The 13,940-nt window shown below is 60.4% G+C and carries 12 protein-coding genes; 5 read left to right on the top strand and 7 right to left on the bottom strand.

Going from position 1 to position 13,940, the window contains the following annotated elements; genetic code table 11:
* Window positions 1-132: 132 nt before the first annotated feature.
* Complete coding sequence (gene miaB / locus EYC95_RS27245) at window positions 133-1,461, bottom strand: tRNA (N6-isopentenyl adenosine(37)-C2)-methylthiotransferase MiaB (protein ID WP_165557515.1); 1,329 nt, start codon at window positions 1,459-1,461, stop codon at window positions 133-135.
* Window positions 1,462-1,595: 134 nt separating this feature from the next.
* On the opposite strand from miaB, the gene EYC95_RS27240 reads away from it, so the two are divergent.
* Window positions 1,596-1,925: a DUF1820 family protein gene (locus tag EYC95_RS27240; protein WP_007894425.1), complete on the top strand. Its 330-nt coding sequence runs from the start codon at window positions 1,596-1,598 to the stop codon at window positions 1,923-1,925.
* A 106-nt stretch (window positions 1,926-2,031) separates the two neighbouring features.
* Here the strand turns inward: EYC95_RS27240 and EYC95_RS27235 are convergent, their stop codons facing one another.
* From EYC95_RS27235 to EYC95_RS27215, 4 genes are all read right to left on the bottom strand, one after another.
* Entirely contained in the window at window positions 2,032-2,586 is a 555-nt protein-coding gene (locus EYC95_RS27235; protein WP_131063078.1) for a tetratricopeptide repeat protein, read from the bottom strand.
* A gap of 225 nt (window positions 2,587-2,811) precedes the next feature.
* On the bottom strand, window positions 2,812-4,095 hold the full coding sequence (hemL, locus tag EYC95_RS27225) for a glutamate-1-semialdehyde 2,1-aminomutase (protein WP_131063076.1): 1,284 nt from the start codon (window positions 4,093-4,095) through the stop codon (window positions 2,812-2,814).
* Window positions 4,096-4,110: 15 nt separating this feature from the next.
* Window positions 4,111-4,734, bottom strand: a complete 624-nt coding sequence (thiE, locus tag EYC95_RS27220) for a thiamine phosphate synthase (RefSeq protein WP_131063075.1) — start codon at window positions 4,732-4,734, stop codon at window positions 4,111-4,113.
* A gap of 32 nt (window positions 4,735-4,766) precedes the next feature.
* A complete protein-coding gene (locus EYC95_RS27215) occupies window positions 4,767-5,564 on the bottom strand; it encodes a hydroxymethylpyrimidine/phosphomethylpyrimidine kinase (protein ID WP_131063074.1) in 798 nt (265 codons plus the stop codon).
* Between the two features lie 303 nt (window positions 5,565-5,867).
* On the opposite strand from EYC95_RS27215, the gene EYC95_RS27210 reads away from it, so the two are divergent.
* From EYC95_RS27210 to EYC95_RS27190, 4 genes are all read left to right on the top strand, one after another.
* Window positions 5,868-8,252, top strand: a complete 2,385-nt coding sequence (locus EYC95_RS27210) for a hybrid sensor histidine kinase/response regulator (protein ID WP_131063073.1) — start codon at window positions 5,868-5,870, stop codon at window positions 8,250-8,252.
* Window positions 8,253-8,325: 73 nt separating this feature from the next.
* Window positions 8,326-9,972: an acyl-CoA dehydrogenase family protein gene (locus tag EYC95_RS27205; RefSeq protein ID WP_131063072.1), complete on the top strand. Its 1,647-nt coding sequence runs from the start codon at window positions 8,326-8,328 to the stop codon at window positions 9,970-9,972.
* Between the two features lie 170 nt (window positions 9,973-10,142).
* Complete coding sequence (gene amn / locus EYC95_RS27195) at window positions 10,143-11,642, top strand: AMP nucleosidase (RefSeq protein ID WP_178083855.1); 1,500 nt, start codon at window positions 10,143-10,145, stop codon at window positions 11,640-11,642.
* Window positions 11,643-11,708: 66 nt separating this feature from the next.
* Window positions 11,709-12,344, top strand: coding sequence for a pseudouridine synthase (locus tag EYC95_RS27190; RefSeq protein WP_131063071.1), 636 nt, complete (start codon window positions 11,709-11,711; stop codon window positions 12,342-12,344).
* Here EYC95_RS27190 and EYC95_RS27185 read toward each other — a convergent pair.
* The gene (locus EYC95_RS27185) at window positions 12,339-12,548 is read right to left on the bottom strand and encodes a DUF2788 domain-containing protein (protein WP_131063070.1); all 210 of its coding nucleotides are present in this window, start codon (window positions 12,546-12,548) and stop codon (window positions 12,339-12,341) included. The genes EYC95_RS27190 and EYC95_RS27185 overlap by 6 nt on opposite strands.
* A 218-nt stretch (window positions 12,549-12,766) precedes the next feature.
* Entirely contained in the window at window positions 12,767-13,246 is a 480-nt protein-coding gene (locus tag EYC95_RS27180) for an Lrp/AsnC family transcriptional regulator (protein ID WP_007894448.1), read from the bottom strand.
* Window positions 13,247-13,940: the final 694 nt, after the last annotated feature.

Here is a 13,940-nt window from a genome sequence, read left to right as displayed (position 1 = left end):
TAAATAACCCAAGGCCAAACACGATCCCTGTAGGAGCGAAGCTTGCTCGCGAAGGCGGTATGTCAGACGACTCATGCGGTGAATGTCAGTCCGTCTTCGCGAGCAAGCATCGCTCCTACAGGTTCAGGGCAGTTACTGGACCAGCGAGCCCCGCAGCGAATGCGGCTGGGCGGCGTCGATGTGCACGTCGGCGAACTGGCCAATCAACGTCGGAGTGTCGCAGCGGAAGTTGACGATACGATTATTCTCGGTCCGGCCTTGCAGCTCACCAGGGTCTTTTTTCGAGTAATCGGTCACCAGGATCCGCTGGATCGAACCGACCATTTGTCGGCTAATCTCGAAGCCTTGCTGGTTCAGGCGATGTTGCAGCGCGTTCAGGCGTTCTTTTTTCAGTTCTTCGGGCGTGTCGTCGGCCAGGTCCGCAGCCGGGGTGCCCGGGCGTTGGCTATAGACGAACGAGTAGGAGAAGTCGAAACCGACGTCTTCGATCAGCTTCATGGTCTGTTCGAAGTCTTTTTCGGTCTCGCCCGGGAAGCCGACGATGAAGTCCGAGCTGATGCAGATCCCCGGCACGGCGGCGCGCAGTTTGCGCAGTTTGGATTTGTATTCCAGCGCGGTGTGGTTGCGCTTCATCGCCGAGAGGATGCGGTCCGAACCCGATTGCACCGGCAAGTGCAGGTGTTTCACCAGTTCCGGGACATCGGCGTGGGCCTGGATCAGGCTGTCGGAGAATTCCAGCGGGTGCGAGGTGGTGTAGCGAATCCGGTCGATGCCATCGACAGCGGCCACGACGCGGATCAGCTCGGCGAGATCCGCCAGGCGTCCGTCGTGAGTCTTCCCGCGATAACCGTTAACGTTCTGGCCCAGCAGCGTCACCTCCCGCACGCCGTTTTCGGCCAGGTGAATGATCTCGGCAATCACGTCATCAAAGGGCCGGCTGACTTCCTCGCCGCGGGTATAAGGCACCACGCAGAACGTGCAGTACTTGCTGCAGCCTTCCATGACCGACACATACGCGCTCGGGCCGTCGATGCGCGGCTCGGGCAAATGGTCGAATTTTTCGATTTCCGGGAACGAGACATCGACTTGCGGCAGCTTGGTGGCGCGCGCGGCATCAATCATTTCCGGCAAGCGGTGGAGAGTCTGCGGGCCGAAGACCACGTCCACGTACGGAGCGCGGTCGCGGATGGCCGCCCCTTCCTGGCTGGCCACGCAACCGCCGACGGCGATGACCATGTCGGGGTTGGCCAGTTTCAGTTCGCGCCAGCGGCCGAGTTGGGAGTACACCCGGTCCTGGGCGCGTTCACGAATGGAGCAGGTATTGAGCAGGATCACGTCGGCGTCTTCAGCGCGAGCGGTAACTTCCAGGGCCTGATGTTCACCCAGCAGATCGACCATGCGCGAGCTGTCGTACTCGTTCATCTGGCAACCGTGGGTTTCGATGTAAAGCTTCTTGGCCATGGATACAGTCATCACGTGATTCAAAGAACCGCGCATTATAGGGAACATGTCCCCAGGTTCCTACCGCTGTGCGTCTGGCGGCTATGCTATAGTTCGCGCCCTCATTTTTATCCCCGATGTGTTGCCCGCCCACCATGACCAAACGTGAAGCCCCAATCTACAAGGTGATTTTTCTCAACCAGGGCCAGGTGTACGAAATGTATGCCAAGCAGATCTATCAAAGTGATCTGTGGGGCTTCCTGGAAGTGGAAGAGTTCGTCTTTGGCGAGCGCACGCAAGTGGTCGTCGACCCGAGCGAAGAGAAGTTGAAAGCTCAGTTCGAGGGCGTGGTGCGCAGTTTCGTGCCGATGCATTCGATTGTGCGCATCGACGAAGTGGAACGCCTGGGCACGCCGAAAATCAGCGAAGCCCGCGGCGCGGTCGGCAATGTCATGCCGTTTCCGATGCCGATGCCTGAGAAGTGAGACCGATTCGCACCCTTCGCGGGCAAGCCTCGCTCCTACAGGACTGCCGCTGCCCTTGTAGGAGCGAGGCTTGCCCGCGAAGGGGCCAAAAAGATCGGCACAGAAATCAGGGAAGTGGCGAAAACGGTGTACGCCCATCGGCGCTTTGCAATTCCATCAGGTATTTGCGAAAGATTTGCCCGAGCACCTGAGTCGCCACCTCTAGATCTTCGCGAGGCATCTTCTCGGCCACTTCGTCGGCGGTATCCAGCGCATCTTCAGCGCCGTTGACCGCGGCCATTTTCAGCACGATGTACGCCTGAACGTTATTGGCCGGCACGCCTTCGCCGTGGAAGAACATGGTGCCGAGTTTGAATTGCGCCTGGGCGTGGCCTTGCAGCGAGGCCTTTTCGAAATAGCCCAAGGCTTTATTGAGGTCGCGCGGCGTGCTTTTGCCGTCGTAGTAAAACTCACCCAACTCGTATTGCGCTTGCGCATCCCCTTCATCCGACGCTTTCTGGCAGGCGGCGAGCGCTTGCGTCAGGTCTTGCGGCTGAGTATTGAGGGTGCAGCGACCCATCGCTGGGATTAACAACGAGTTGCCGCCTGCTTGTGCGAGCGCGAGCAGGGGCTGAAGGAGCAACAGGCAGCCCAGTGCAAGGGCGCGGCCGGTGCGGTTCATGGGAATCGACTTACCTCTGAAGGGCGCGCGGACCCATCGAGGGGATCCAATAAGCGCGCATTATGAAATAAGCAGGGCCAACCTTACAAAGTCTTTACTCGTTTTTCTGCTGCGCGGGGAATATATCGCCCCATTTGCGGGGGATTATTAGCAGAAGCACAGGAATAAGGGTGTAAATCCAGGTGAAAGCTGACGCTGGCAGTCGCCAACGTCAGCGGCACAACGTTATTTCAATGCAGCGAATGCACGCTCGGCGGCATCCAGCGTCAGTTTCAGCTCGGTGTCGCCATGAGCAATCGAAGTGAAACCGGCTTCGAAAGCGCTCGGCGCCAGGTACACGCCGCCTTCGAGCATCAAGTGGAAGAAACGACCGAACAGTGCGGCGTCGCTGGCCATCACGTCATCAAAGGTGACGATGTCGTCGGCCCCGCTGAAGTACAGACCAAACATACCGCCAGCCTGAGTGGTCACGAACGGAATGCCCGCGGCATCGGCGCGCTGTTGCAGACCATCGAGCAGGCGGCTGGTGTAGTCGCTCAGTTCGTCGTGGAAGCCAGGACGGCTGATCAGACGCAACGTCGTCAGGCCCGCCGCCATTGCCAGCGGGTTACCCGACAGAGTGCCAGCCTGATAGACCGGACCCAGTGGCGCGATGTGCGACATGATTTCGCGCTTGCCGCCGAAGCAACCGACCGGCATGCCACCACCGATGATCTTGCCGAAAGTGCTCAGGTCCGGCGTCACGCCGAAGTGCGCTTGTGCGCCGCCGAGGGCGACACGGAAACCGGTCATCACTTCGTCGAAAATCAGCACCACGCCGTGCTTGTCGCACAGGGTCCGCAGGCCTTCGAGGAAACCTGGCGCCGGCGGCACGCAGTTCATGTTTCCAGCAACCGGCTCGACGATGATGCACGCCACTTCCGGGCCGACTTTGGCGAGCAGGGTTTCCACGGCATCGATGTCGTTGAACGGCAGGGTCAGGGTGTGTTTGGCGAAGGCCGCCGGCACACCGGCCGAGCTCGGCACGCCTTGGGTCAGGGCGCCGGAACCGGCCTTGACCAGCAGGCTGTCGGAGTGACCGTGGTAGCAGCCTTCGAACTTGATGATGCTGTCGCGGCCGGTGAAACCACGGGCCAGGCGGATCGCGCTCATGGTCGCTTCGGTGCCGGAGCTGACCATGCGCACCATTTCCATCGACGGTACGATCGAGCAGACCAGATCGGCCATCTCGGTTTCCATCGCGGTCGGGGCGCCGTAGGACAAACCGTGTTCCAGCTGTTTACGCACCGCGTCCAGCACGTCCGGGTGGCTGTGGCCGAGAATCATCGGGCCCCAGGAACCGACGTAGTCAACGTAACGCTTGTCGTCTTCGTCGGTGACGTAGGCGCCTTCCGCGTGTTTGAAGAACAGCGGTGTGCCGCCCACGCTTTTGAATGCGCGAACAGGCGAGTTCACGCCACCGGGAATGTGTTTCTGGGCATTGGCAAACAGGGTTTCGGAACGAGACATGATCGGGCTCTCAAATCAGATTTTCAGTAATTCATTAAAGGCGCGGGCGCGGCGGGTCACTTCAGCCGTGCTGTCGGCGCCAAACAGACCATGAACCACCGCCAGCAAGTCGACCCCGTGGGCCACCAGCGGCGGGGCGTTGTCCAGGGTGATGCCGCCAATCGCGCAGATTGGCAGGTGCAGTTTGCTGCGGGCCTGGTCGAGCAGTTCAAGACTGCACGTCGGGGCGCCGGGTTTGGTATTGGAATTGAAGAAGCGTCCGAAGGCGACATAACTCGCGCCTTCCTTGGCCGCTTGTTCGGCGAGTTCGAGTTGCGCGTGGCAGGTTGAACCAATGATCGCCTGACGACCGAGCAATGCGCGGGCCGGGGTCAGCGGGCCATCGGTCTGGCCCAGGTGTACGCCAACGTTCAAGCGAGCGGCCAGTTCGGCGTCGTCATTGATGATCAGCTGAGTCTTGTAGCGGTCGCACAGATCGCGCAGGGCTTCGGCTTCTCGCAAACGTCGGGCCTCGTCGCTGCTCTTGTCGCGGTATTGCAGCAGGGTGACGCCGCCCTCCAGCGCCGCCTCCACGTACGAGAGAAATTTACCGGCCAGCAACTGGCTGTCGGTAATGGCGTACAGGCCACGTAGTTTCATCGGACAAGCCTCACCGCAGTGCGAATAGAAAGTTACGAACAGAAATCCAGCGGCAGGCGACGCGGCACGAACTGGCCTTTGCCCAGCTGCTCTGCGTCACGCAGGGTACGCCAAGTGTAGTTAAGCGCGGTCTGCACGGCGCTGGCGAGATGTTCACCCTGAGCCAGGCGACCGGCGAGGGCGCTGGCCAAGGTGCAACCGGAACCGTGATAACTGCCGGGCAGGCGTTGGCAGGTAAAGGTTTCGCGGTGGCCGTCGCGGCTGTACAGGCGATTGTGGATTTCGTGTTCGTCGCCATGGCCGCCCGTGATCAGCAGGTGTTTGACGAACGGCAGGAGCTTTTCGGCGCACTCGTCCGCGGTGCCTTCCGGCAGTTCGGCGAGGATGCGGGCTTCGGGAAGGTTGGGGGTGGCGATGATGGACAGGGGCAGCAGGCGTTCGCGCATGGCGTAGCCGACTTCATCCTTGCCCAGTCGTCCGCCGCCACCGGCGCGCAGCACCGGATCGCAGACCACCGGCAAATGCGGGTGCGCCGACAGCAGTTCGACCACGGTGTTGACCATCTCCAGGGAACCGAGCATGCCCAGTTTCACGGCAGCGACTTCGGAGTCGTTGAGCACGGCGTTGGCCTGGGCCAGCACCCACTCGCGGTCGAGCACGCGAAAGTCAGTGACGTTGACCGTGTCTTGCACGGTCAGGGCGGTGATGGCCGGGGCCGCATGACAACCCTGAGCGAGCAGGGCTTCGATATCTGCCTGCAAGCCGGCACCACCACTTGGGTCGTGGCCGGAGAGACAGAGGACAACGGGGCGAGAGCTGTAGATATTCATGGTGCGCGAGCTTACCACCAAACATCTTTTTTCGGGTGTCGACCAATAAGCCGTGAAACGAGAAAAGGCGTGCACCCTCAGGCCATTGTCACGCGCTGACCGGTCAAACAGCTCTATCTCAGCGCATGGAGCTGTAACGCCCGTGCTAGAGCCTTTACAGGAAAAATTTTAATAGTGCTCAATGGCCATCAATGGCTATGCTAGAGTGGATCCAAACCAATAACAGGTAATACCGGTTTTACGTCTACTCAAAAGGAATGAGGGGCTTCCTGAGATAACCGGACAGGTCACGCTGGGGCTTAAATGCGCTATTTGCTAATGTTGCTGTTGTGCTTGCCCCTCATGGCGAGTGCCGTCGAGTTCGATGAGTTCACCCAGAGCCTTCCGTTGGGCCGAGCACTGCAGGTGTACGAAGACGCGGGCGGTCAAGCAACCATCGCCGATGTTCGTGCGCAGGCCGCGGCCGGAAACTTCAAACCCCACGATAAAGCCACCCTCAACGCCGGTTATTCGCGTTCGGTGTTCTGGCTGAAAATCGATCTGCATTACCGTCCGAGCAACCCGGCGGCGCAACGGACCTGGCTGCTGGAACTGGCCTATCCGCCCCTCGATCACCTCGATCTCTACTTGCCCGATGCTGGCGGCGACTTTCGGTTGGCTCGGCAAACTGGCGATGCGTTGCCATTCGCCAGCCGCGAACTGCGCCAGAACAACTACCTGTTCGATCTGAGTTTCATGCCTGACCAGGCGCAAACGGTGTACCTGCGCCTGCAAAGCGACGGGTCAGTCCAGGCGCCAGTCACCTTGTGGTCGAGCACCGCTTACCTCGAAGAACAGCCGGTCCGCCTTTATGTGCTGGGGCTGATCTATGGCGTGTTGTTGGGGATGCTGGTCTACAACCTGTTCATCTACCTCAGCGTGCGCGACACCAGCTATCTCTATTACATTTTCTACATCGCTTCATTCGGCCTGTATCAACTGTCGGTGAACGGCGCCGCCGTGGAATATTTCTGGCCCGACAATCCATGGTGGGCCAACGCCGCGACGCCGTTTTTCATCGGTTGCGCAGGACTGTTCGGCAGCCAGTTCGCCCGCAGCTTCTTGCAGACGGCCAGCCACAGTCGCTGGCTCGACCGTTTACTGCTGGCGTTAATTGCGTTCAGTGCGGTGGTAATCGGCTTGTCATTGATGGCCAGCTACGCCCTGGCCTTGCGTCTGGCGACAGCTTTGGCGCTGGTCTTCACCGTGGTCATTTTCATCGCAGGCCTGTGCGCCTGGTTGCGTGGCTTGCGGGTGGCGCGGTATTTCATCATCGCCTGGTCGGCATTCCTGCTCGGCGGCGTCGTCAACACCATGATGGTGCTGGGTTACCTGCCGAACGTGTTCCTGACGATGTATTCCAGTCAGATCGGATCGGCCATCGAGGTGGCGTTGCTGTCCCTGGCCCTGGCCGATCGCATCAACGCCATGCGCGAGCAGCAGGCGCAGACGCTGTTCGATGCCGGTCAAAAGCTCGAAGTGCTGAACCAGCAACTGGCCCACAGTAACAAGCTCAAGGACGAATTCCTCGCCACCTTGACCCACGAATTACGCACGCCCATGAACGGTGTGATCGGTTCACTTGAATTGATGCAGACCGTCGAGATGAACCCGGAACTGGAGCAATACCAGCAAACCGCCGCCGGTTCCGCGCGGGACATGATGCGCATGGTCAACGGCATCCTGACCCTGACCGAATTGCAGGCCGGCAAGCTTAAAGTCAGTTCGACAACGTTCAGTTTGCGTGGCGTGGTCGAAACGATGCGCGCGCAGTTCGAGGGCAATGCTTCAAGCAAGTCGCTGGACTTCAAAGTCGAAGTGACGCCGGGCCTGCCGGATCGCTTGAACGGCGACAGCACCAAGCTGGCGCAATGCCTGGAATGCCTGCTGGACAACGCCATCAAGTTCACCCGGGTCGGCGGGCTGGCCCTGCGCGTGACGGGCAAACCGGTTGAAAACGGTCGGGTATCGTTGTCGTTTGCGGTGATCGACACCGGTATCGGTTTCACCGATCTGGGGGAGGCGACGATGTATCAGCGCTTCTTCCAGCTCGACGGTTCCATGACCCGCGAATACGGTGGTCTGGGGGTTGGTCTGGCGATTTGCCGGCAACTGGTCGAGTTGCTCGGCGGGCGTCTGACCCATCGATCCGAACCCGGCAGCGGTAGCCGTTTCCAGTTGGACGTCGAGTTTGAACTGCCCGTGGTCGAGCGGCCGGCAGTGCCCTTGATGTCCCGCGAGTTTGCGCGTCTTCGATTGCCCCAGGACTGCACGGTGCTGCTGGTGGATGACAACAGCATCAATCAACTGGTAATGCGTGGCATGTTGCTCAAGCTCGGCTTCCGGGTGCGCGCCACTGACAGCGGTGCTGCCGCGCTCGATCTCTTGCAGCGTGAAACCTTCGATGCGGTCTTGCTCGACAGTCAGATGCCGACGCTGGATGGCACCTCCCTGTGCTGCCAGATCCGCGCCTTGCCGGGTTGTGCCGAGTTGCCGGTGTTCGTGGTTGCCGTGAGCGCCGATCGGGAGCGCTGCCCGACCGGCACCCTGATCGATTACCTGAGCAAACCGGTGAAATTCGAGGATTTGCAAGCGGCGCTCTATCGGCGGGTACTGTGTTCAGGGCAAGGCGAAAGCGCCGACATTTAGGCAGGTATGACACTTTGTTCGGTCAGGAGGCGGTGCTTAACTGAATGCCTTGGCTGATCAAAGGAGCCCCGTCATGAACCTGCATCAGTTCGCCGAAACCCACGAAGTCACCAACCAGCCACCGTCGCTGGACGGCACCAACCTATACCGCATCGACCTGCCCTTGCAGGAGTGGTCGCGGCGTTTAGGTGCCGGTTGGGCCGAGTCGCGGATCGACGCCTATGGCGCATTGGCCGGCGGGCCGCTGATGGAAGCAGGGTTCCTGGCCAATCAGAACAAACCGGTGTTCGTCAGCCATGACCGTTACGGCCATCGCATCGACCTGGTGGAATTTCACCCGGCGTATCACGAGTTGATGCGCACGGCGGTCGAGCACGGTCTGACCTCGTTGCCCTGGGCGCATCCGCAGCTCGGTGCCCATGTGGCTCGCGCGTCCATGACTTACCTGCACAGCCAGGCCGAAGCCGGCAGTGGTTGCCCGCTGACCATGACGTTCGCCAGCGTCCCGGCGATGCGCCTGCAACCGGATCTGGCCGAGCAGTGGTTGCCGAAAATCCTTTCTACTGAATACGACCCGCGCAATGTCGGCATGGCCCACAAGGCCGGTGTCACCATCGGCATGGCGATGACCGAGAAACAGGGCGGCACCGACGTGCGGGCCAACACCACCAAGGCGTATCCGGTTGGCGCCAGTGGCCCGGGCCAGGCCTATGAGTTGGTGGGTCACAAGTGGTTCTGTTCCGCGCCGATGTGCGATGCCTTCCTGACGTTGGCGCAGACGGACAAGGGTTTGACCTGTTTCCTGCTGCCACGCCATCGCCCGGACGACACACGCAATCAGTTCTACATCCAGCGCCTGAAGAACAAACTCGGCAATTGCTCCAATGCCTCCAGCGAGGTGGAGTTCCGCGGTGCGCTGGCGTGGATGGTCGGCGAAGAAGGGCGCGGCGTTCCGACCATCATTGAGATGGTCGCCATGACTCGCTTCGATTGCATGGTCGGTTCAAGCGCCTTGATGCGTCAGGCGCTGACCCAGGCCAGCCATCACTGCGCTCACCGCAGCGTCGGTGGCAAGCTGCTCAGCGAACATCCGTTGATGCAGAACGTGCTGGCCGATCTGGCGCTGGAAAGCGAAGCGGCCCTGGCCTTGAGCCTGCGCATGGGCAAGGCGCTGGATCATCTGGATGACAGCCATGAAGCCAAATTCGCCCGACTGGTGACGGCGGTGGGCAAGTACTGGATCTGCAAACGCGCGCCGGCAATGATCAACGAAGCCGCCGAGTGCATGGGCGGCGCCGGGTATGTCGAAGAAAGCATCTTGCCGCGCCTGTACCGTGAGGCGCCGGTCAACTCAACGTGGGAAGGTTCCGGCAACGTGCAATGCCTGGATGTGCTGCGGGCGTTGTCGAAGGAGCCGGGTGTGCTCGATGTGTTGTTCAGCGAATTGGGCGATGGTCACGGCGATAAACGTCTGGCCGCGCACATCAGCCAATTGCAGGCCGCGTTCAAGGACACCAGCGACATCCAATACCGCGCGCGGCAGCTCACCGAAGATATTGCGTTGGGGCTTCAGGCCAGGCTATTGCTGGAGGCCGGTAACTCGGCGGTAAGCGATGCCTTCATCGCCAGCCGCCTGGGTTTCGCCGGTCGGGTCTATGGCGCGTTGCCACGTGGGCTGGAGGTGGAAGCGATTGTCGCCCGGTCGACCCCGCTTCTGTGAACAACAAAGACCCCCTGTGGGAGCGGGCTTGCTCGCGAATAGGCCGTGTCAGTCGATAGAGATGTCGACTGAAACGCCGCTTTCGCGAGCAAGCCCGCTCCCACTCAGTGCATCGCCATTGGTGTGCAGCCAACACGCGACTGTTCCCGTGAAGCGATGATGCAGGCAAGATGAAGCTCTGCAAGTCAGAACACAGGATGCTGATCGTGACCGAAGCTTTTATTGTCGTTCAAACCGCCGAGCAAGCCGTGGATCGGCTTGCGCTCTTGCACAATCGTGCAACCACCGCGCTGAACCAGGCGCTCAAGCGTTACCTCAAGGATCGTGTCGAACCGGACGCCGAACAGCGTGCGATGTTTCGTTATCCCGAACTGCGTCTGACCTACCTTTGCCAGGGCGAAGTCCCACAGACCACGCGCGCCTATGCCAAGGTTCAATTGCCGGGGACCTACAGCGTCACCGTCACCCATCCAGCGGCGTTCCGTAAGTACCTGCTGGAACAGCTGGTGCCGTTGATGCACGACTTCACCGTGACGGTGGAAGTCGGTATCAGCCAGCAAAACATTCCTTATCCGTACGTGGTTGAGCAGGGCGATGAACTGGCCGGCTCCGGCGTCACCGCAGCGACGCTGGCGCGGGTGTTCCCGAGTACCGACCTGTCGGCCGCGACCGATGGCATCGCCGACGGTTTGTATGATTGGGAAAACACCGATCCGCTGCCGTTGGCCTTGTTCGACGCCGCGCGGGTGGATTTTTCCCTGCGCCGCCTGGTGCATTACACCGGCAGCGACTGGCGCCATGTGCAACCGTGGATTCTGCTGACCAACTACCACCGCTACGTCGACCAGTTCATCGTCCATGGCCTGGAACAGCTGCGCAGCGATCCGCGTTTCGTGCGCATGGTCTTGCCGGGCAACGTGATCATCGAAAAGAGCATGGACCACGGTGAAGCCTCGGCGATTGCGGCCGGTGTGGTTTGGCACCGCTATCAAATGCCGGCCTATCACCTGATCGCCACCGACGGCCATGGCGTGACCCTGGTGAATATCGGCGTCGGCCCGTCCAACGCCAAGAACATCACCGACCATTTGGCGGTACTGCGTCCACATTGCTGGCTGATGATCGGCCACTGCGGCGGCTTGCGTCAGTCGCAGACCATTGGCGACTACGTGTTGGCTCACGCTTACATGCGTCGCGACGGGATTCTCGATCGGGTCGTGCCGCCAAATATTCCGATTCCGGCCCTGGCCGAAGTGCAGATGGCGTTGCAACAAGCGGCGGCCAACATCACCGGTGAGAAGGGCGACGAGCTGAAAAAACGCCTGCGCACCGGCACCGTACTGACCTACGACGACCGCAACTGGGAGTTGCGCTGGGCTCAGGAACGTCCACTGATCAACTTGTCCCGCGCCGTGGCGGTGGACATGGAAAGCGGCACCATCGCGGCCCAAGGCTATCGCTTGCGGGTGCCGTACGGCACGTTGCTCTGTGTGTCGGACAAACCGCTGCACAGCGAAATCAAGCTGCCGGGTTCGGCCAACGCTTTCTATGAACGCGCGGTCAGCCAGCACTTGAAGATCGGTATCGAGGCGGTGGACCTGTTGCGCACCGAACTCAACTCGCTGCACTCGCGCAAACTGCGCAGCTTCGACGAGCCGCCGTTCCGGTAATCGTTGGTCATTTGGCGGTCGGGGCACTAGCATTAGCAGCCCTGACCGTTAGATGTTGTTTTTCCCATGTCCCGTCCCCCGCGTCCTCCTTCCCGCCATCCAGGTGCGAAGCCAGCTCCTTTAGCCCCGCGTCGTGTCGCCAAAGCGCCGCCGGCCGAGCCGAAGCTGATTCTGTTCAACAAACCGTTCGATGTGCTGACGCAATTCAGCGACGGCGAAGGGCGGGCGACGCTCAAGGATTTCATCGAGATTCCCGGGATTTACCCGGCAGGACGGCTGGACCGCGACAGCGAAGGTTTGCTGCTACTGACCAACGATGGCCAGCTTCAGGCGCGCATCGCCGACCCGAAACACAAACTGGCGAAGACCTATTGGGTGCAAGTGGAGGGCGAGCCGAGCGCTGAGCAGTTGCAGCGTTTGCGTGAGGGCGTCGAACTCAACGACGGCATGACCTTGCCGGCCGAAGCGCGGCAACTGGATGAGCCCGAGCTGTGGCCACGCAATCCGCCGGTACGCTTTCGCAAAAGCGTGCCGACCAGTTGGCTGGAACTGGTGATTCGCGAGGGGCGCAACCGTCAGGTGCGGCGCATGACGGCGGCGGTCGGCTTGCCGACGTTGCGGCTGGTGCGGGTCAGGATTGGCGACTGGACGATCGAAGGGCTCGATCAGGGCCAGTGGAAGGAAGTGCCGGCGCGCTTATAACGCGCCGGATTCGATCAGGCCGATTACCACGCTTTTGATCACGAACGCGGCCACGCCCAGACCCAGTACGGAGAACAGGATGAACGAGCCAAAGCGTCCGGCCTTGGATTTTTTCGCCAGATCCCAGACGATGAAACCCATGAAAATGATCAGGATGCTGACCAGTCCAGTCATCATCCACTCTTCGAATACTGCAGGATCCATTGAATATCTCCAGCGCGGGCGGGGCTAAAAGGCGCTGGAGTATACGGCATGGGGGAGTGGTAGAGGATTGACCTGCGTCGGTGTGTCGCAGCTATTCGTCGCCTGTGCTGGCCCCTTCGCGGGCAAGCCTCGCTCCTACGGATTTGTGTGGATCACGAGCTACCACAATCCTGTAGGAGCGAGCGGTGCGGCGATCCGACTTGCCCGCGAAGGCGTCCTCAGCTACGCAAATGAGTCAACGGCAACTCAGTGCTATTCAACACCTGATTCAACACAAAACTCGAACGAACGCTGGTCACCCCTTCAATCCGGGTCAAATGCCCCAGCAGCAATTTCTGATAGTGATCCATGTCCGGCACGACGACTTTAAGCTGATAGTCCGCATCCATCCCCGTGACCAAACTGCATTCCAGCACCTGCGGCAAGGTGCGAATCGCGGCTTCAAAATTCTCGAAACGCTCGGGCGTATGCCGGTCCATGCCGATCAGCACGTAAGCCGTGAGGCTCAAACCGAGCATCTTGCGGTCCAGCAGCGCCACCTGGCGGGTGATGTAACCGTCGTCTTCCAGTTGCTTGACCCGGCGCGAGCAAGGCGAAGGCGACAGGCCGATGCGTTCGGCCAGCTCCTGGTTGGAGATGCGCGCGTCACGCTGCAATTCCGCCAAAATGCTCAAGTCGTATCGGTCGAGTTTGCTCATCAATCAGGCCTTTGTCATAACTATTGCGGCAGATTATCTATCCATGGTTAAAAATTGCGCAAGTGATGTTTAATTGAGCAATCTTCGCAATCCTCTGTCGGCGTGTCCGGCCTATTCTTATCACCAGAATCACTGCTCGGACAAACAGTCCACAGCCGCTCGCCCAATCAGGCCAGCGGCGGCCGCCACCCCCACAGGGGATGTGCGGGCCCCCGAGCTACACACTGTCCAGAAGACGGCGTGAGGTGAGCCGACGTCATAAGCGTCGAGCACGGACGAAGTTCTCAAAGGGAGGCCGACGGGTCTCCCTTTTCTTTTGGTGCGCCAGGCATGGCGCGTTGCGCGAAGCGCAACCAGGTTGGCTGTGGTGGCCACGCTGGTGACTTGGAGGTGAAAGTCCTCTACACACCCGGCAAGGGGAAGTGTTAGCCAGAGGCAAGGGTGTCGCGGGTGACTGCGAATCTGAAGGAAGCCCGAGGCAAAATGCTGGCCTGACGAACAGGAAGCGGATTAGGCGGTGCAGCGGGGTAAGGTAGCCAAAATTGCCAAAGCCCAATACTTGCACGCAACGCTGTGACGTAGATCCGACAGGCATAAGCAGGAAGGTCGCGCGAATTACCCTGGGAGATCTGTTTAGCCTGCCATGTGCTACCGGCGTCGCGAGATGACGGGATGGGCGACAGAAGTCAGCAGA

The organism is Pseudomonas sp. BGI-2 (assembly GCF_004310295.1).
Taxonomy (GTDB): domain Bacteria; phylum Pseudomonadota; class Gammaproteobacteria; order Pseudomonadales; family Pseudomonadaceae; genus Aquipseudomonas.
The sequence above is the reverse complement of the archived record's forward strand: the minus strand, read 5'-3'. Positions and strand labels throughout refer to the sequence as shown.

What these genes read in the sequence shown, in the direction of transcription:
- miaB (WP_165557515.1), bottom strand. Translation starts at nt 1,461, where the DNA reads ATGGCCAAGAAGCTTTACATCGAAACCCACGGTTGCCAGATGAACGAG.
- EYC95_RS27240 (WP_007894425.1), top strand. Translation starts at nt 1,596, where the DNA reads ATGACCAAACGTGAAGCCCCAATCTACAAGGTGATTTTTCTCAACCAG.
- EYC95_RS27235 (WP_131063078.1), bottom strand. Translation starts at nt 2,586, where the DNA reads ATGAACCGCACCGGCCGCGCCCTTGCACTGGGCTGCCTGTTGCTCCTT.
- hemL (WP_131063076.1), bottom strand. Translation starts at nt 4,095, where the DNA reads ATGTCTCGTTCCGAAACCCTGTTTGCCAATGCCCAGAAACACATTCCC.
- thiE (WP_131063075.1), bottom strand. Translation starts at nt 4,734, where the DNA reads ATGAAACTACGTGGCCTGTACGCCATTACCGACAGCCAGTTGCTGGCC.
- EYC95_RS27215 (WP_131063074.1), bottom strand. Translation starts at nt 5,564, where the DNA reads ATGAATATCTACAGCTCTCGCCCCGTTGTCCTCTGTCTCTCCGGCCAC.
- EYC95_RS27210 (WP_131063073.1), top strand. Translation starts at nt 5,868, where the DNA reads ATGCGCTATTTGCTAATGTTGCTGTTGTGCTTGCCCCTCATGGCGAGT.
- EYC95_RS27205 (WP_131063072.1), top strand. Translation starts at nt 8,326, where the DNA reads ATGAACCTGCATCAGTTCGCCGAAACCCACGAAGTCACCAACCAGCCA.
- amn (WP_178083855.1), top strand. Translation starts at nt 10,143, where the DNA reads ATGAAGCTCTGCAAGTCAGAACACAGGATGCTGATCGTGACCGAAGCT.
- EYC95_RS27190 (WP_131063071.1), top strand. Translation starts at nt 11,709, where the DNA reads ATGTCCCGTCCCCCGCGTCCTCCTTCCCGCCATCCAGGTGCGAAGCCA.
- EYC95_RS27185 (WP_131063070.1), bottom strand. Translation starts at nt 12,548, where the DNA reads ATGGATCCTGCAGTATTCGAAGAGTGGATGATGACTGGACTGGTCAGC.
- EYC95_RS27180 (WP_007894448.1), bottom strand. Translation starts at nt 13,246, where the DNA reads ATGAGCAAACTCGACCGATACGACTTGAGCATTTTGGCGGAATTGCAG.